This is a genomic window from Mesorhizobium sp. WSM4823, from assembly GCF_055811195.1.
Genome location: NZ_JBVVQL010000004.1, coordinates 365,024 through 381,179, shown reverse-complemented (window position 1 = coordinate 381,179; position 16,156 = coordinate 365,024). Strand labels below are relative to the sequence as shown.

Annotated in this window: 18 protein-coding genes; 16 read left to right on the top strand and 2 right to left on the bottom strand. The window is 62.7% G+C overall.

What is annotated here, in order from left to right; genetic code table 11:
• Positions 1-3: 3 nt before the first annotated feature.
• The 6 genes from AC0L26_RS13855 to AC0L26_RS13830 all read left to right on the top strand — a co-directional run bounded on the left by AC0L26_RS13855 (position 4) and on the right by AC0L26_RS13830 (position 3,911).
• The gene (locus AC0L26_RS13855) at positions 4-597 is read left to right on the top strand and encodes a hypothetical protein (protein ID WP_473633015.1); all 594 of its coding nucleotides are present in this window, start codon (positions 4-6) and stop codon (positions 595-597) included.
• 155 nt (positions 598-752) lie between these two features.
• The gene (locus AC0L26_RS13850; protein WP_473633014.1) at positions 753-1,319 is read left to right on the top strand and encodes an urease accessory protein UreE; all 567 of its coding nucleotides are present in this window, start codon (positions 753-755) and stop codon (positions 1,317-1,319) included.
• A complete protein-coding gene (locus AC0L26_RS13845) occupies positions 1,312-1,983 on the top strand; it encodes an urease accessory protein UreF (protein ID WP_473633211.1) in 672 nt (223 codons plus the stop codon). The genes AC0L26_RS13850 and AC0L26_RS13845 overlap by 8 nt, the downstream gene beginning before the upstream one ends.
• Positions 1,980-2,420 (top strand): DUF3995 domain-containing protein, encoded by a 441-nt coding sequence (locus AC0L26_RS13840; protein WP_473633013.1) that lies wholly within the window; start codon positions 1,980-1,982, stop codon positions 2,418-2,420. The genes AC0L26_RS13845 and AC0L26_RS13840 overlap by 4 nt, the downstream gene beginning before the upstream one ends.
• A complete protein-coding gene (ureG, locus tag AC0L26_RS13835; protein WP_473633012.1) occupies positions 2,417-3,058 on the top strand; it encodes an urease accessory protein UreG in 642 nt (213 codons plus the stop codon). Before AC0L26_RS13840 ends, ureG begins: the two co-directional genes overlap by 4 nt.
• Positions 3,059-3,143: 85 nt before the next feature.
• The gene (locus AC0L26_RS13830; protein ID WP_473633011.1) at positions 3,144-3,911 is read left to right on the top strand and encodes a class II aldolase and adducin N-terminal domain-containing protein; all 768 of its coding nucleotides are present in this window, start codon (positions 3,144-3,146) and stop codon (positions 3,909-3,911) included.
• 96 nt (positions 3,912-4,007) lie between these two features.
• Here AC0L26_RS13830 and AC0L26_RS13825 read toward each other — a convergent pair whose 3' ends face one another.
• On the bottom strand, positions 4,008-4,640 hold the full coding sequence (locus tag AC0L26_RS13825; RefSeq protein WP_473633010.1) for an HAD family hydrolase: 633 nt from the start codon (positions 4,638-4,640) through the stop codon (positions 4,008-4,010).
• A 209-nt stretch (positions 4,641-4,849) separates the two neighbouring features.
• Between AC0L26_RS13825 and AC0L26_RS13820 the strand changes: the two genes are divergently transcribed.
• Entirely contained in the window at positions 4,850-5,806 is a 957-nt protein-coding gene (locus AC0L26_RS13820; RefSeq protein ID WP_473633009.1) for a sugar-binding transcriptional regulator, read from the top strand.
• 48 nt (positions 5,807-5,854) lie between these two features.
• Here AC0L26_RS13820 and AC0L26_RS13815 read toward each other — a convergent pair whose 3' ends face one another.
• Entirely contained in the window at positions 5,855-6,040 is a 186-nt protein-coding gene (locus tag AC0L26_RS13815) for a hypothetical protein (protein WP_473633008.1), read from the bottom strand.
• 213 nt (positions 6,041-6,253) lie between these two features.
• Between AC0L26_RS13815 and gcvA the strand changes: the two genes are divergently transcribed.
• From gcvA to AC0L26_RS13770, 9 genes are all read left to right on the top strand, one after another.
• Positions 6,254-7,162, top strand: coding sequence for a transcriptional regulator GcvA (gcvA, locus tag AC0L26_RS13810; protein ID WP_473633007.1), 909 nt, complete (start codon positions 6,254-6,256; stop codon positions 7,160-7,162).
• A gap of 211 nt (positions 7,163-7,373) precedes the next feature.
• Positions 7,374-8,684 carry an ABC transporter substrate-binding protein gene (locus tag AC0L26_RS13805; RefSeq protein WP_473633006.1) on the top strand — a complete coding sequence of 437 codons (1,311 nt, stop codon included), beginning with the start codon at positions 7,374-7,376 and terminating at the stop codon, positions 8,682-8,684.
• A 116-nt stretch (positions 8,685-8,800) separates the two neighbouring features.
• Positions 8,801-9,673 carry a carbohydrate ABC transporter permease gene (locus AC0L26_RS13800; protein WP_354489930.1) on the top strand — a complete coding sequence of 291 codons (873 nt, stop codon included), beginning with the start codon at positions 8,801-8,803 and terminating at the stop codon, positions 9,671-9,673.
• A gap of 11 nt (positions 9,674-9,684) precedes the next feature.
• The gene (locus AC0L26_RS13795) at positions 9,685-10,509 is read left to right on the top strand and encodes a carbohydrate ABC transporter permease (RefSeq protein WP_354489928.1); all 825 of its coding nucleotides are present in this window, start codon (positions 9,685-9,687) and stop codon (positions 10,507-10,509) included.
• A gap of 50 nt (positions 10,510-10,559) precedes the next feature.
• Entirely contained in the window at positions 10,560-11,564 is a 1,005-nt protein-coding gene (locus AC0L26_RS13790) for an ABC transporter ATP-binding protein (protein ID WP_354489926.1), read from the top strand.
• Complete coding sequence (locus tag AC0L26_RS13785) at positions 11,561-12,331, top strand: L-iditol 2-dehydrogenase (protein ID WP_473633005.1); 771 nt, start codon at positions 11,561-11,563, stop codon at positions 12,329-12,331. The genes AC0L26_RS13790 and AC0L26_RS13785 overlap by 4 nt, the downstream gene beginning before the upstream one ends.
• A 72-nt stretch (positions 12,332-12,403) precedes the next feature.
• Positions 12,404-13,882, top strand: a complete 1,479-nt coding sequence (locus AC0L26_RS13780; RefSeq protein WP_473633004.1) for a mannitol dehydrogenase family protein — start codon at positions 12,404-12,406, stop codon at positions 13,880-13,882.
• Positions 13,883-14,566, top strand: coding sequence for an HAD family hydrolase (locus AC0L26_RS13775; protein ID WP_354489920.1), 684 nt, complete (start codon positions 13,883-13,885; stop codon positions 14,564-14,566).
• A complete protein-coding gene (locus AC0L26_RS13770; protein ID WP_473633003.1) occupies positions 14,563-16,149 on the top strand; it encodes an FGGY-family carbohydrate kinase in 1,587 nt (528 codons plus the stop codon). Before AC0L26_RS13775 ends, AC0L26_RS13770 begins: the two co-directional genes overlap by 4 nt.
• The last annotated feature ends 7 nt before the right edge of the window (positions 16,150-16,156 follow it).

The window sequence follows — 16,156 nt, the reverse complement described above, 5'->3', positions numbered from 1 at the left end:
GTTATGAACCAGCAACTCCCCTACGCCCACGACATCTTCCCGCACATCCGCATCATCTTGGGCATGGTGATCGGGCTTGGCGTCACGCGGCTGCTGTCCGGGGTGGCCCGCATTGTCCAGCATCCAGGCCAATACCGGCTCTATCCCGTGCATCTGGCCTGGGTTGCGTCGGTGCTTTTGATGCTGGTGCATTTCTGGTGGTGGGAGTTCGGTCTGTTCCAGATCGAGACTTGGACCTTCGGCAAGTACCTGTTCATCATCTTCTACGCGGTCACGCTGTTCCTGCTCTGCGCGCTGCTGTTTCCGGACTCGATGCTGGACTACACCAGCTACGAGGATTTTTTCTACTCGCGCCGCGCCTGGTTCTTCGGCCTGCTGGCGGCGACTTATCTGCTCGACGTGATCGATACGTTGCTGAAAGGGCCCGAGCATTTTGCTCGCTTCGGCGTCGAATATTTGTTCCGCACCCCGGTGTTCGTTGCGCTTTGCATCATCGCGATCCTCGTCAGCGACCGTCGCTTCCACATCGCCTTTGTCGCCGCCGCGCTGGTCTATCAAATATCGTTTATCCTGCGGCTCTTCGACACGATCGTTTGACTACGGCGCCGTGCGTCCTTTCGGACGCGTAAAGGACGCTGTAGAAACTTGATTTGGCACATGATCCTTCCCGAAATCGAATTCGATTTCGGGGTCATGCGCTGGCATTGGGTCGATGCCTGGAATGGACTAAGCTTTTACGAGGCAGGTTTTACATGAAGCTCGATATCCGCACCGACTTCACTAAATTCCCGCGTGCCGTTTCGGTGCTCGCCGCCGGCGAAGCGGGAGCGGTCACGCCATATGATCGGGCCGTGCTTGCCCATGACGAGCGGCACCTGCGCCGTCGCGCCATCGAGACTTCAGGCGGCGACAAGATACTGGTAGATCTGCCCGAGCCGGTTGCTTTGGGCGACCGCGACCGGCTGGTGCTTGAGGATGGCCGCCATGTCGAGATCATCGCCGCGGAGGAGCCGCTCTATGATATCCGCGCCTTAAGCCCGGTTCATCTCACGGAACTCGCCTGGCATATCGGCAATCGTCATCTTGCAGCAAGCATCGAGGCGGACCGCATCCTCATCCTGCGCGACCATGTCATCAGGGCGATGCTGGAAGGGCTTGGCGCTACCGTCATCGATGTCTCCGAACCGTTCGTGCCGGTGCGCGGCGCCTATTCCGGTCATGCCGAGGCACACAGCCATGCCGAAGCGCATTCCCACGCCCATGGCGAATCGCATTCCCATTCGCACAGCCACCACAGCCATCATCATGACCATGACTGACCAGCCTTCCGGCATCGCCCTGCTGCGGCTGATGGCGTGGCTGTCGCCTTCTTTCCCGGTCGGCGGCTTTTCCTACAGCCATGGTCTCGAACAAGCCGTGCATGCCGGGCTGGTCGCTAACAGCAAAGATCTCGCCGCATGGCTGGAGACGCTGGTCGAGCTAGGCTCGGGCTGGAACGACGCGGTGCTGTTCGCCGAGAGCTGGCGGCGCGCCCGCGAGGGCGGCGATCTCGATGAGATAGCGGCCCTCGCCGAGGCATTGGCCGGCTCACGCGAGCGCCACACTGAAACCATCCTGCAAGGGGCGGCCTTCCTGAAGGCGGCTTCGGCCTGGCCTTGCCAGGTGCTGGAACGCCTGCCGGCCGAATGCGCCTATTGCGTCGCCGTCGGCGCGGTGGCCGGCGGCAACGGCATCGCGCTGCAGGACGCGCTCTCCGCCTTCTTGCAGACCTTCTTTTCCAATCTCGTCCAAGCCGCAATCAGGCTCGGCGTCGTCGGCCAGACCGGGGCCACCGCGCTGCTCGCCGGCTTCGAGCCGCTGGCGTTGGAAACTGCCGCTCGCGCTTCCCGCTCGACGCTTGACGATCTCGGCGGCTGCGCGTTCGTCTCGGATGTCATGGCGATGAAGCACGAAACCCAGTATTCGCGATTGTTCCGCTCATGATCATTCTCGCCTTCGCGCTCTCGCTCGTCCTGCTGCTAATCACCACGCTGCATGTCTATTGGGGCATTGGCGGCATCTGGCCGGGCAGGGACGGCGTCTCCTGCGCCCACGCAGTGGTCGGCTTTCGCGGCGTCGACGAGATGCCGGCGCCCTTCGCCTGTTTTGCCGTCGCCGCTTGCCTCGGCCTGGCAACACTGTGGCCGATGGCCCTCGAGGGTGTTTTTGCCACGCCCTTTCCCAAGGCCGGGCTCGCCGCCACGGCGCTGCTCATCGCGCTGGTCTTCCTAGCGCGCGGCGTTGTCGGTTTCACGCCCTGGTGGCGCCGGCTGACGCCGGAACAGCCTTTCGCGCGGCTCGATATCAGCTATTATTCGCCGCTCTGCTTGGTTGTAGGGTTCGGCTTCGCCATTCTTGCCATCACGGAGTTCCCTGCATGACCCAAGCCAACGGTCCTCTTCGCATCGGTATCGGCGGTCCCGTCGGGTCGGGCAAGACGACGCTCACCGAAAAGCTTTGCAAGGCGCTGCGCGAGGAATTCTCGATCGCCGTCGTCACCAATGATATCTACACCAGGGAAGACGCCATGATGCTGGCCAGGCTTCAGGCGCTGCCCGAGGATCGCATTGTCGGTGTCGAAACCGGCGGTTGCCCGCATACGGCCATCCGCGAGGATGCCTCGATCAATCTGCAGGCGATCGCCGAGATGAACAAAAAGTTTCCGGATCTCGACATCATCTTCATCGAATCCGGCGGCGACAACCTTGCCGCTACCTTCTCGCCTGATCTCGCCGATCTGACGCTCTATGTCATCTCGGTGTGCCAGGGCGAGGAGATCCCGCGCAAGGGAGGACCGGCGATCACCCGATCCGACTTCCTGGTCATCAACAAGAGCGATCTCGCGCCCTATGTGAACGTCAATCTCGATGTCATGGAGGCAGATGCCGCCCGCATGCGCGGCAAGCGGCCGTTCGGCTTCACCGATCTGTCGCGCGGCAAAGGCCTGCAGGAGGTGATCGATTTTATCGTCGAGCATGGCGGGCTCAGGGTCGACGCCGCCAGAAGCACTGCGGCGTAAGCCAACGGCACTCGCCTGCACCAAACGAAACTGGTTGCGCGCGTCGGCAGTGCGCGGCATCCTTGCTTCTTCACGGAGGTTTTCGATGAGCATCGCCCGCCTGCAGAAAGAACCGCTGACCAACCTGCCCTTCTACGAAGAGCGCGTCGATCTGGCTTGCGCCTTCCGCTGGACGGCGCGGCTCAACATGCATGAGGCGGTGGCCAATCATTTCTCGCTGGCCGTCAACGATGACGGTTCGCAATTCCTGATGAATCCCAACCAGGTGCATTTCTCGCGCATCAAGGCGAGCGACCTGCTGCTGATCGACGCCAACGATCCCGATACGCTCTCCGGCCCGAATGCGCCCGACCCGACGGCATGGGGCTTGCATGGCGCCATTCATCGCAATGTGCGCCATGCGCGCTGCGTCATGCACGTGCACTCGATCCATGCCACGGTGCTCGCTTCGCTTGCCGATTCGACGTTGCCGCCGATCGACCAAAACTCGGCGATCTTCTTCAATCGCCACGTCGTCGACGGCCATTATGGCGGGCTCGCCTTCGAGGAGGAGGGCGAACGCTGCTCCCAATTGCTCACCGATCCCAAGGTCAAGGTGATGGTCATGGGCAACCATGGCGTTCTGGTCATCGGCGATACCGTCGCCGACACCTTCAACCGCATGTTCTATTTCGAACGCGCCGCCGAAACCTACATCAAGGCGCTGTGGACCGGCCGGCCGCTGCGGGTCCTGTCGGACGAAATCGCTGAGAAGGCGGCAAAGGAACAGGAAGACTATCCCGGCCAGGCCGAAAGGCACCTGTCCGAATTGAAGGCGATCCTCGACGAGCAGGAGCCCATTTACCGGAACTGAGAGAGCCCGGCTCCCGGTATAGCGGCGGGGAGAAGGACACTCTCATCCCGGTTCGCCAATCATCAGCGTTGCAGGAAGAGCGTCCGGGTTGCCAGCTCAGAGCCCCAGTTCGGCCCGCAATTCGTCGGCGCTGTTGATGTTTATCGCGCCCAGCGGTCCTTCCATAGGCGCTTCCGGCCAGAACATCGTTCTCATTCCCGCCGCCAGCCCCGCCGTGGCGCCGGTCACGCTGTCGTCAACGGCCACGGCATCGGCCGGATCGACCCCCGCCAGCCAGGCGGCACGCAGGAACGGTTCGGCATGTGGCTTGCCTTCGCGCACGTCGTTGCGGCTGACCGTCTTCATGCCGGGATAGAAAAGACCGACCATACGCAGATTGGCGTCGACGATCAGCCGGTCGGAATTGGACACCACCGCTTGCGCCACGCCAAGCCCGCGCAGTTCGTTGTAGATCTCGATCGCGCCGGGGCGCGGCTTCAGCGTCTCGGCCATCGGCAGATAATGGTCGTATTTGCGCACGATCCAGTCATCGAAAGGCAGGTCGAGGCCGAACTCGTCGCGCAGCATCTCGTAAACCGGCCATGCGGCAATGCCGAGCACGCGCTCATGCAGATTGGCCGGCGCCGCAATGCCGACGCTGTGCAGCGCCGCCACCAGCGCAGCCTCGTGCAACGGCTCGCTGTCGACCAGCGTACCGTCCATGTCCCAGAAAACTGCTTTCGGCGTCATGCAAGAATCCTTTCTCGATCCCCATACGGCGTTTGTGTTCCGAGATAAACCTTCGGGTCGCGGTCAGCGATGCCGGCACGGGCGAATCTTCTCTCGTCTTGTCAAAAACATGCAAGCAATTGCTCTGATGATAGGCAATTGCGCACAGCCGCGTTCCCTGCAAGACTATACAATCCGTTTCAAACGGTCGACGGGCTGGGAGGCAAGACGTGAATTCCCGACAGGACAGCGGCAGCAACAGGTTGGACGACGCAGCGCGCGCCGGCTGGCTTTATTATGTTGCCGGCAACACCCAGGACCAGATCGCCTCGACGCTCGGCATCTCGCGGCAGACGGCGCAGCGGCTGGTGTCGCTGGCCGTTTCGGAGGGGCTGATCAAAGTGCGTGTCGACCATCCGATCGCCAATTGCCTCGACCTCGCCGCGCGGCTGAAATTGCGCTTTGCGCTCGACCTGGTCGAGGTGGCGCCGAGCGATCCCGCTTCCTCCTCCACCATCGGCGTCGCCGTGGCGGCGGCTGCCGAAATCGAGCGGCGGCTGCGGTCGCCGACGCCGATCGTCATGGCGATCGGCACCGGCCGCACGCTGAAGGCGGCGATCGAGCAACTGCCGCCGATGGAATGTCCGCAGCACAGGGTCGTGTCGCTGACCGGCAACATCTCGCCGGACGGTTCGGCCGCTTTCTACAACGTCATCTTCACCATGGCCGACAGGGTCAAGGCGCGGTCCTTCCCGATGCCGCTGCCGGTCATCGCCTCCTCGCCGGAGGAGCGCGAGATGCTGCTCAGCCAACCGATGATCCAACCGACGCTGGCACTTGCCGCGGAGGCCGACGTCACCTTCGTCGGCATCGGCGATCTCGGCCCGAAAGCGCCGCTTTATGAGGACGGCTTCATTTCGGAAAGTGAACTGAAAGCGCTGCAGAAGGCGGGCGGCGTCGCCGAAATCGTTGGCTGGGTGTTCGATCGCGAAGGCCGGATGATCGAGGGCATCACCAATGACAGGGTGTCGTCGGCATCGTTGCCATCGCGCGAAAAGTCGCTGGTGATCGCGCTCGCCATGGGCGAGCGGAAACTGCCAGGCATCCTTGCGGCGGTGAACCGGCGTTTGGTCAATGGCCTCATCACCGACGAGCGGACCGCCGCCGCTTTGCTGGCCGGCGCATAGCCCGAAAGGACGCGCGGCGCATCTGAGTTGGCGATAAATCCCGCAAGGCTATTTGCGCCGGCCGGAAGGATCGTTGCCGTCGAGAAAACCCATGTCGCGCTGGAGGTGCGGCGGCAATTCCCTGATGTCGAGATAAGCCCGTTTCCTGGGTAGGTGTCGTACCAATCCACGCGCCACCCGCAAAAACCAGCCTTGGCCCGGCGTCCAAAATAGCTTTTCCTGTACCGTGGTCATGATCCTCAGCCTTCGTTATGGCTACGCATGACCCCGAAAATCGATATCGATTTTCGGAAAGGATCATGCGCAAAATCAAAAGTGCTACAGCGTCCTTTGCGCATCCAAAAGGACGCGCGGCGCTGTAGACGAGAGTGATCGTCGATCTCAAATATCGGCTGGACGGCGCCTTGCCGCCAATCAAACGTCGATCACCGCCCATAAGGAGACCTTATGCCCGAACTCAATGCGCGACAGATTTCGCAGCTCCCGCCGCTCGCCGCGATCCGCGTGTTCGAGGCGGTGGCGCGGCATCTCTCCTTCACCAAGGCCGCCGGCGAGCTCGGCATGACGCAGGCGGCGGCGAGCTACCAGATCAAGCTCCTGGAGGAGCGCGTCGGCGCGCCTTTGTTCCTGCGCCGTCCCAAGCAGATCGTGTTGACCGAGGCGGGGCAGCGTCTGGCGCCGGCGGTCAGCGAGGCCTTTGCCCTGTTAAGCGGAGCCTATGCCGCTGCGCGCAGCGGCGCCGATGGCGTGCTGTGCGTTTCGACGCTGCTGACGTTTGCGTCCAACTGGCTGGCCCGGCATCTTGGCTCCTTCCAGGTCGCGCATCCGTCGCTGGCAGTTCGCCTCGATACGTCGAACAGGGTCGTCGACTTTACCCGTGAGGATATCGACATCGCCATCCGCTCCGGCGGCGGCACCTGGCCGGGCGTCGAGGTGCACAAGCTTTTCAACGCGGATTTCACACCGGTTCTAAGCCCGCAGCTTGCGGCCAGCATCGGTGGCGTCAAGGAGCCGGCCGACCTGCTGCGCTTGCCGATCCTCGATCCTGGCGACCCATGGTGGCGGGACTGGTTCATCGCCGCCGGCCTGCCGGTCGAGGAATTGGCAAGGCGCCCCGGCACGAGCATGGGCGCGCAGGCATATGAGGCGAACGCCGCCATCGCCGGACAGGGCGTGGCGATCGTGACCAAGGCGCTGTTCAGCGCCGAACTTGCCGATGGCCGCCTGATCCAGCCTTTCGACCTGGTCGGCGACGATGGCCACGCCTATTGGCTGGTCTATCCCGAGGCGCGGCGCAACGTGCCGAAAATCCGCGCCTTCCGCGACTGGATCCTGGCCGAGATTGCCGGCCGATAGGTCGATCCAGCCGCGCCGAAGCCTGACCTTCTGACGCGCTGGCAAGCTCATTCAACCTGGCCTCAAATATCGCCGCAAGCGTCTGGAACCGGATGCCGCGGGAGCCAGCGTGCTGCGCTGCAGCAACGAATCCGGCTTGACATAATTCACGGAGAGTGAGTAATTGCCCATAGCCAAAGCAAATGCTCAGCTTGGTCTATGGGAGGAATTGATGACATTTCGCACGCTAACCCTGGGTCTGTTGTCGGCCAGCGCATTTGCGTTCGCCGCGCATGCCGAATCCATCACCATCGCCACCGTCAACAATGGTGATATGGTCCGCATGCAGACGCTGACCGACGACTTCACCGCCAAGAACCCCGATATCCAGCTCCAGTGGGTCACGCTCGAGGAGAACGTGCTGCGCGAGCGCGTCACCACTGACATCGCCACCAAGGGTGGCCAGTATGACGTGATGACAATCGGCACCTATGAGGTTCCGATCTGGGCCAAGCAGAGCTGGCTGCTGCCGCTCGACAAGCTCGGCGACGACTATGACGTCAAGGACATCATCCCGGCGATAGCAGGCGGGCTGTCGGTCGATGGCACCCTTTATGCCGCACCGTTTTACGGCGAAAGCTCCTTCGTCATGTACCGCAAGGATCTGATGGAGAAGGCTGGGCTGACCATGCCCGACGCGCCGACCTGGGACTTCATCAAGCAGGCCGCCGAAAAGATGACCGATCGCGCCAACGGCGTGAACGGCGTCTGCCTGCGCGGCAAGGCCGGCTGGGGCGAGAACATGGCCTTCCTAACCGCCATGTCGAACTCCTTTGGCGCACGCTGGTTCGATGAGAACTGGAAGCCGCAGTTCGACCAGCCCGAATGGAAGAACACGCTGCAGTTCTATGTCGACCTGATGAAGGCCAATGGCCCGGAGGGCGCGTCTTCGAACGGCTTCAACGAAAATCTGGCGCTGTTCCAGCAGGGCAAGTGCGGCATGTGGATCGATGCCACCGTCGCTGCCTCGTTCGTCTCCGACCCGAAGAACTCGACGGTTGCCGACAAGGTCGGCTATGCGCTGGCGCCCGACAATGGCTTGGGTAAGCGCGGCAACTGGCTGTGGGCCTGGTCGCTGGCCATTCCCGCCGGCACCCAGAAGGCAGATGCCGCTCAGAAGTTCGTCTCCTGGGCGACCAGCAAGGCCTATGCCGAGCTCGTCGCTTCGAAGGAAGGCTGGGCCAATGTTCCGCCCGGAACGCGTTCTTCACTCTACGCCAACCCCGAATACCAGAAGGCGGCGCCCTTCGCCAAGATGACGCTGGACTCGATCAATGCCGCTGATCCGACGCATCCGACCGTCAAGCCGGTGCCCTATGTCGGCGTTCAGTTCGTCGCCATTCCCGAGTTCCAGGGCCTTGGCACCACCGTCGGCCAGCTCTTCTCGGCCGCACTCGCCGGCCAGACGAGCGTCGACGACGCTTTGAAGCAGGCGCAGGACGCCGCCACGGCGACGATGACCGAGGGCGGTTACATCCAGTAAGGCTCCTCCCGGTGCCGGTTGCCCATCATGGCCGGCAGCAGAGGCCGCCCGAATCCCAGTTCGGGCGGCCACTTCCACTCTCTTGAAAATTGGCTGACCTTTGAAGGGTGACCGTCATGGCTACTCAGCAGACCCGTTCGCTTGCCCGCTTTATGATGGCGCCATCCGTGGTGCTGCTGCTGGTTTGGATGATTGTTCCGCTGGCATTCACCCTGTGGTTTTCCTTCCAGCAGTATAATCCGCTCAACCCGATCCGCGATGGTTTCGTCGGCTTCTCGAACTACGCGCTTTTCTATTCCAACCCGGCGTTCCTGCAGTCGATCCTCAACACGTTGACCATCGTCGTGGCCGTGCTTTTGATCACAGTGGTCGGCGGCATCCTGCTGGCTCTCCTGCTCGATCAGCCGATATGGGGACAGGGCATCGTCCGCATCCTCGTCATCTCGCCGTTCTTCGTCATGCCGCCGGTGGCCGCACTGGTCTGGAAGAACATGATCATGCATCCGCAATACGGCGTCTTTGCCGATATTGCGCGCTTCTTCGGCGGGCAGCCGATCGACTGGTTCGGGCAGTATCCGCTCACCGCGATCATCATCATCGTCGCCTGGCAGTGGCTGCCATTTGCGACATTGATCCTTTTGACCTCGCTGCAGTCGCTCGACGGCGAGCAGAAGGAAGCCGCCGAGATGGATGGCGCCGGCTTCATCAGCCGCTTCATCTATCTGACGCTGCCGCACATGTCGCGCGCCATCACCGTCGTCATCCTGATCCAGACCATCTTCCTTTTGTCGGTCTATGCGGAGATCCTCGTCACCACCAATGGCGGTCCGGGCTACGCCTCCACCAACCTGCCCTTCCTCGTCTACCAGAAGGCGCTGCTGGAGTTCAAAATCGGCCAGGCATCGGCCGGCGGTATCATCGCCGTCATTCTCGCCAACATCGTCGCCTTCTTCGCCATGCGCGCGGTCGGCAAGAACCTGGACAAATAAGGGAGGAAACAATGGCACGTGCAGTCAGCACCCAGCACAAGACGATCGCGACCGCGGCCGCCTGGATCGTCGCCCTGCTGATCTTCTTCCCGATCCTCTATACGATCATCACGTCGTTCAAGTCGGAGCAGGAGGCCATCCAGGGCTTCAACCTGTTCCCGTCGGGAACCACCGAGAGCTATACCGCGGTCGAGGCGCAGAACGGCTACTTCAAGTTCTTCCTCAATTCGGTGTTCCTGGCGGTCGGTTCGACCATCCTGGCTTTGCTTGTCGCCATACCGGCGGCATGGTCGATGGCTTTCTCGCCGGGCAAGTGGACCAAGGACATCCTGATGTGGATGCTTTCCACCAAGATGATGCCGGCAGTTGCCGTGCTGTTCCCGATCTATCTGATCTTCCGCGATACCGGATTGCTCGACAGCCGCATCGGACTGATGATCATGCTGATGCTGATCAACCTGCCGATCGTGGTATGGATGCTTTACACCTACTTCCGCGAGATCCCAGGCGAGATCCTGGAAGCAGCGCGCATGGATGGCGCATCGCTCTGGAACGAGATCGTCTATGTACTGACGCCGATGGCGGTGCCGGGCATCGCCTCGACGATGCTGCTCAACATCATCTTGGCATGGAACGAGGCGTTCTGGACGATCCGGCTGACCACCACCGAGGCAGCACCCCTAACCGCCTTCATCAGTTCCTTCTCCAGCCCGCAAGGCCTGTTCTGGGCCAAGCTGTCGGCGGCCTCGACCCTGGCGATCGCGCCGATCCTGATCATGGGCTGGTTCAGCCAGAAGCAGCTGGTGCGCGGCCTGACATTTGGCGCCGTGAAGTAGGGACGTTGCTCGAAGCATCTGTCGAAAAACAACCCCTCGGGGAGGAAACCATGGGAAACATCACGCTCAAGAACGTCTCCAAGTCCTTCGGGGCGACGACCATCATCCCGAACATCGACCTGGTGATCGAAGATGGCGAGTTCGTCGTCTTCGTCGGCCCGTCGGGCTGCGGCAAGTCCACCCTGCTGCGGCTGATCGCCGGACTGGAGGATACCAGCGGCGGCACCATCAACATCGATGGCCGTGACGTCACCGGCGAGGCGCCGGCCAAGCGCAAGCTGGCCATGGTGTTCCAGTCCTATGCGCTCTACCCGCATATGACGGTGGCCAAGAACATCGCCTTCCCGCTGAAGATGGCCGGCGAAGATCAGGCGACGATCGACAGGAAGGTGAAGGACGCGGCGCGCGTCCTGAACCTCACCAACTATCTCGAGCGCCGTCCAGGCCAGCTCTCCGGCGGCCAGCGCCAGCGCGTCGCCATCGGCCGCGCCATCGTGCGCCAGCCTTCGGCCTTCCTGTTCGACGAACCTTTGTCCAACCTCGACGCGGCGCTGCGCGGCACCATGCGGCTGGAAATCAGCGAGCTGCATCATCAGCTCAAGACGACGATGGTCTACGTTACCCACGACCAGGTCGAGGCGATGACCATGGCCGACAAGATCGTCGTGCTCAATGCCGGCAATGTCGAGCAGGTCGGCTCGCCGATGGAGCTCTACAAGACGCCGAAGAACCTGTTCGTCGCCGGCTTCATCGGCTCGCCGAAGATGAACCTGATCGAAGGCGCGCCGGCAGCCAAGTACGGCGCCAGGACCGTTGGTATCCGTCCGGAGCACATGAACATCTCGAAGACATCAGGCGACTGGAAGGCCACTGTCGGCGTCGCCGAGCACCTTGGCTCCGACACGTTCTTGCACGTGCAGGCCGACGGCGTCGGCCCGCTGACGGTGCGTGCCGACGGCGAACTGGCCGCCGATCACGGCGACACGATCTATCTGACCCCCGACAAGGCGAAGCTGCACCGTTTCGGCGCCGACGGAAAGGCAATGATGCAATGAGGCTTGAGGGTAAATCGGCGCTGATCACCGGGTCGGCGCGCGGTATCGGCAGGGCGTTCGCCGAAGCCTATGTGCGCGAGGGCGCCACGGTGGCGATTGCCGACATCAACCTCGAAGCGGCCGAAAAGACGGCTTCGGAAATCGGCAGCGCGGCTTATGCCGTGAAACTCGATGTCACCGACCTCACTTCGATCGAGGCGGCTGTCAAGGCGGTAGAGACAAGGACCGGCGGATTGGACATTTTGATCAACAACGCCGCTTTGTTCGACCTGGCGCCGATCGTCGAAATATCGAAGGCAAGCTACGACAGGCTGTTTTCGGTCAATGTCGCCGGCACGCTGTTCATGCTGCAGGCAGCAAGCCGCTCGATGATCGCGCGCGGCAAGGGCGGCAAGATCATCAACATGGCGAGCCAGGCCGGGCGCCGTGGCGAGGCGCTGGTTGGCGTCTATTGCGCCACCAAGGCCGCCGTCATATCGCTCACCCAGTCGGCGGGTCTCGACCTGATCAAGCACCGCATCAACGTCAACGCCATTGCGCCGGGCGTCGTCGACGGCGAGCATTGGGATCACGTCGATTCACTGTTCGCCAAATATGAAAACCGGCCGAAGGGCGAGAAGAAGAGACTGGTCGGCCAAGCGGTTCCCTATGGCCGCATGGGCACCGCGCAAGACCTTACCGGCATGGCGGTGTTCCTGGCCAGCGAAGACGCCGAATATATCGTCGCCCAGACCTACAATGTCGATGGCGGCCAGTGGATGAGTTGAGGGGGCGAAGGCGCTCTTCTCCCCGTTTCCTCCACGGGGAGAAGAGCCGTCCCGCCCAAGGATAAAAAGCAAATGACCGTGAAACTCTCGTCTTCCATCCTCGCCAAGCTTCCGCCCAAGGTTGCCGGCCCGAAATATGATCGCGCCGCGCTCAAAGCCGGCATCGTGCATTTTGGCGTCGGCAATTTCCACCGCTCGCACCAGGCAGTCTATCTCGACGATCTGTTCAATTCGAGCGTCGGCCACGAGTGGGCGATCATCGGCGCCGGCGTCTTCGAGGGCGAAAAGCTCGGCCGCGGCAAGCTGCAGGAACAGGACTGGCTGACCACCGTGGTCGAGCAGGACAGCGGCCACATGAGCGCCCGCGTCACCGGTGTCATGATCGACTTCCTGATGCCGGGCGATGCGGCAGCGATCATCGAGCGCATGGCCGATCCTGCTATAAAGATCGTCTCGCTGACCATCACCGAAGGTGGCTACTTCATCGATCCGGCGTCGGGGCTGTTTAACCCGACCCATCCCGACATCGTCGCCGATGCGCAGCCGGGCGCTACGCCGAAAACCGTTTTCGGCATCATCCTGGCTGGGCTGTTGCGCCGACGCGAAGACGGCATCGTGCCGTTCACGATCATGTCCTGCGACAACATCCCCCACAACGGCCATGTCACCGCCGATGGCGTCATTGGCCTCGCCCGCCTGATCGACGAGGATCTGGCAAACTGGGTGAGCGAGGAAGTCGCCTTTCCCAACGGCATGGTCGACCGCATCACGCCGGCCACCACCGACCGTGAGCGCGGCATTCTGTCGAGCGAATTCGGCCTCGACGACAATTGGCCGGTATTCTGCGAACCGTTCAAGCAATGGGTCCTGGAAGATCGATTCACCGACGGGCGCCCGCCGCTGGAAAAGGTCGGCGTGCAGTTCGTCAGCGATGTCGCGCCCTACGAACTGATGAAGATCCGCATCCTCAACGGCGGCCATGCGACTATCGCCTATCCGGCCGGGCTGATGGACATCCATTTTGTCCACGAGGCGATGCAGGAGCCGTTGGTGCGCGGCTTTCTCGACAGGCTGGAGCATGACGAGATCATCCCGACCGTGCCGCCGGTGCCGGACACCGTGCTGGAGGATTACTATCAGCTCATCGAGCACCGCTTCTCCAATCCGAAGATCGGCGACACGATTCGCAGGCTCTGTCTCGATGGCTCCAACCGGCAGCCGAAATTCATCATCCCGACCATCGCCGACCGGCTGAAAGCCGGCAAGGGCGTCGCCGGCCTGGCGCTGGAATCGGCGCTCTGGTGCCGCTACTGCTTCGGCACGACCGATAGCGGCGCCGTCATCGAACCCAACGATCCGAGCTGGGACCGGCTGCAGACGACTGCCAAAGCGGCAAAGGACGCGCCTGCCGCCTGGCTTGCCATGGAAGACATCTATGGCGATGTCGGCCGCTCGGCGGCGTTCGCCGAAGCCTTTGCCAATGCGCTCAAGGCACTCTGGGCGGATGGCGCGCGTACGACGCTGACGCGCTACCTCGCCGGCCAGCTCTGAATGGCGCCTGAGCTGGTCATTTTCGACTGCGACGGCGTGCTGGTCGACAGCGAGACGCTGTCTGTCGCGGCGCTGCTTGGAATGATCACGATTGCCGGCGGCACGATCAGCGAGGAGATCGCTTATGAGCATTTCCTCGGCAAGAGCATGAAAAGCGTTCGCGAAATTCTTCTTCGCGACTTCGAGCTTGATATCACCGACCGGCATCTGAGCGAGATGCGTGTTGAGCTGATGCGCAAGTTTAGCAAGGAGCTGAAGCCGATCCCCGGCGTCGGGCAGGTTCTGCCGAGCCTTGGCATGCCATGCTGCGTTGCCTCTTCCGGCACGCTTGAGCGCATCCGCCATGCGCTCGAGGTCACCGGGCTGCTCGGACTGCTCGAGCCGCATCTGTTCAGCGCCGCCATGGTGGCGCGGGGCAAGCCGGCGCCGGATCTCTTTCTCCACGCCGCCGCCGAAATGGGAGCGATCCCGCAAAATTGTCTCGTCGTCGAGGACAGCCCGGCCGGCGTCGAAGCGGCACGGGCCGCGGGCATGCGCGTGCTTGCCTTCACTGGCGGCTCGCATGCCGGCAACCCGGCATTGAAAGCGCGGCTTGCGTCGAGTGAACCGGACTTTATATTCGCCGACATGCTGCAATTGCCCGATCTGATTGCAGGCCTGGGAGCGAGAGCAAGAACACCTTGACGAACAATTTCGTTTGCGCGGTCGATGTCGGTACCGGGAGCGCCCGTGCGGGCATTCTCGACACCGGAGGCACCTTGCTCGGCCGCGCCGAGCATCCGATCGCCATGAACCGGCCGAAGGCCGATCACGCCGAACACGATTCGCAGGATATCTGGTCGGCGGTCTGCACCGCCGTGCAGGCAGCCCGCGAAAAGGCCGGCGTGGCGGCGGAGGACATCGTCGGCATCTCCTTCGACGCCACCTGCTCGCTGGTGGTACGGGACAGGAAAGGCGGCCAGCTCAGCGTCTCGGTGTCAGGCGAAACGCGTTGGGACACCGTCGTCTGGCTCGACCACCGCGCCATTGCCGAGGCCGATGAATGCACCGAAAGCGGCCACGCCGTGCTCGACTATATCGGCGGCGTCATGTCGCCGGAAATGGCCACGCCGAAGCTGATGTGGCTGAAGCGCAATCTGCCCGGGACATGGAATGAAGCCGGCTTTCTATTCGACCTTACCGACTTCCTCACCTGGAAGGCGACCGGCTCGCTCGCCCGTTCGCAATGCACGCTGACCGCCAAATGGACCTATCTGGCGCATGAGGAAACCGGCTGGCAGCGCAGCTTCTTCGAAACGGTAGGCCTTGCCGACCTGTTCGAGCATGGCAATCTGCCGGCCAAGGCCAGCCCGGTTGGGACCGACATCGGCCGGCTGAGCGCGCAAGCGGCGGCCGAGCTTGGCCTTACCGAAAAATGCCGGGTCGGCGCCGGCGTCATCGATGCCTATGCCGGCGCTCTTGGCGTGCTCGGCGGCTTTGCCGGCGACGAAACCAACATTGGCCGGCATCTGGCTCTGATCGCCGGCACGTCGAGCTGCGTCATGGCGATGTCGCCCGATCCGCAGCCCTTTGCCGGCGTCTGGGGTCCCTATTATGGCGCGGGCCTACCCAGGCTTTGGCTGTCGGAAGGCGGCCAGTCGGCCACCGGCGCGCTGCTCGATCACATCATCCGCTGGCATGGCGCCGGCGGTGAGCCGGATGCCGCCATGCACGCCAGGATCGCCCGCCGCGTCGCCGAACTGCGCGCCATAGAGGGCGAGAACCTCGCGGCAAGGCTGCATGTGCTGCCGGATTTCCACGGCAACCGCTCGCCGCTGGCCGACCCGCATGCCGTCGGCGTCATCAGCGGGCTGACGCTGGATTCGTCCTTCGACAGCCTGTGCAAGCTCTATTGGCGCACCGCCGTCGCCATCGCGCTTGGCGTGCGCCATGTGCTGGAGGCACTGAACGAGAACGGCTATCTGATCGACACGCTGCATGTCACCGGCGGGCACACCAAGAACCCGCTGCTGATGGAGCTTTACGCCGACGCCACCGGCTGCACCGTGGTCGAGCCGCTCGCCGACGAGGCGGTGCTGCTCGGCACCGGCATGGTTGCGGCCACCGCCGCCGGGCTTTTCCCTGATCTGAACGCCGCTTGCGTCGCCATGCAGCAGGGCGGCAAGAAGCGGGCGTCGAATCCGGCTGCCGCTGGCCGGTTCGATCGCGACTACCGCGTGTTTTTGGAGATGCATCGGCAGAGGCAGGCGCTGGACGCGATCAGATAGGATCGAA

What these genes read in the sequence shown, in the direction of transcription:
- AC0L26_RS13855 (WP_473633015.1), top strand. Translation starts at nt 4, where the DNA reads ATGAACCAGCAACTCCCCTACGCCCACGACATCTTCCCGCACATCCGC.
- AC0L26_RS13850 (WP_473633014.1), top strand. Translation starts at nt 753, where the DNA reads ATGAAGCTCGATATCCGCACCGACTTCACTAAATTCCCGCGTGCCGTT.
- AC0L26_RS13845 (WP_473633211.1), top strand. Translation starts at nt 1,312, where the DNA reads ATGACTGACCAGCCTTCCGGCATCGCCCTGCTGCGGCTGATGGCGTGG.
- AC0L26_RS13840 (WP_473633013.1), top strand. Translation starts at nt 1,980, where the DNA reads ATGATCATTCTCGCCTTCGCGCTCTCGCTCGTCCTGCTGCTAATCACC.
- ureG (WP_473633012.1), top strand. Translation starts at nt 2,417, where the DNA reads ATGACCCAAGCCAACGGTCCTCTTCGCATCGGTATCGGCGGTCCCGTC.
- AC0L26_RS13830 (WP_473633011.1), top strand. Translation starts at nt 3,144, where the DNA reads ATGAGCATCGCCCGCCTGCAGAAAGAACCGCTGACCAACCTGCCCTTC.
- AC0L26_RS13825 (WP_473633010.1), bottom strand. Translation starts at nt 4,640, where the DNA reads ATGACGCCGAAAGCAGTTTTCTGGGACATGGACGGTACGCTGGTCGAC.
- AC0L26_RS13815 (WP_473633008.1), bottom strand. Translation starts at nt 6,040, where the DNA reads ATGACCACGGTACAGGAAAAGCTATTTTGGACGCCGGGCCAAGGCTGG.
- gcvA (WP_473633007.1), top strand. Translation starts at nt 6,254, where the DNA reads ATGCCCGAACTCAATGCGCGACAGATTTCGCAGCTCCCGCCGCTCGCC.
- AC0L26_RS13805 (WP_473633006.1), top strand. Translation starts at nt 7,374, where the DNA reads ATGACATTTCGCACGCTAACCCTGGGTCTGTTGTCGGCCAGCGCATTT.
- AC0L26_RS13800 (WP_354489930.1), top strand. Translation starts at nt 8,801, where the DNA reads ATGGCTACTCAGCAGACCCGTTCGCTTGCCCGCTTTATGATGGCGCCA.
- AC0L26_RS13795 (WP_354489928.1), top strand. Translation starts at nt 9,685, where the DNA reads ATGGCACGTGCAGTCAGCACCCAGCACAAGACGATCGCGACCGCGGCC.
- AC0L26_RS13790 (WP_354489926.1), top strand. Translation starts at nt 10,560, where the DNA reads ATGGGAAACATCACGCTCAAGAACGTCTCCAAGTCCTTCGGGGCGACG.
- AC0L26_RS13785 (WP_473633005.1), top strand. Translation starts at nt 11,561, where the DNA reads ATGAGGCTTGAGGGTAAATCGGCGCTGATCACCGGGTCGGCGCGCGGT.
- AC0L26_RS13780 (WP_473633004.1), top strand. Translation starts at nt 12,404, where the DNA reads ATGACCGTGAAACTCTCGTCTTCCATCCTCGCCAAGCTTCCGCCCAAG.
- AC0L26_RS13775 (WP_354489920.1), top strand. Translation starts at nt 13,883, where the DNA reads ATGGCGCCTGAGCTGGTCATTTTCGACTGCGACGGCGTGCTGGTCGAC.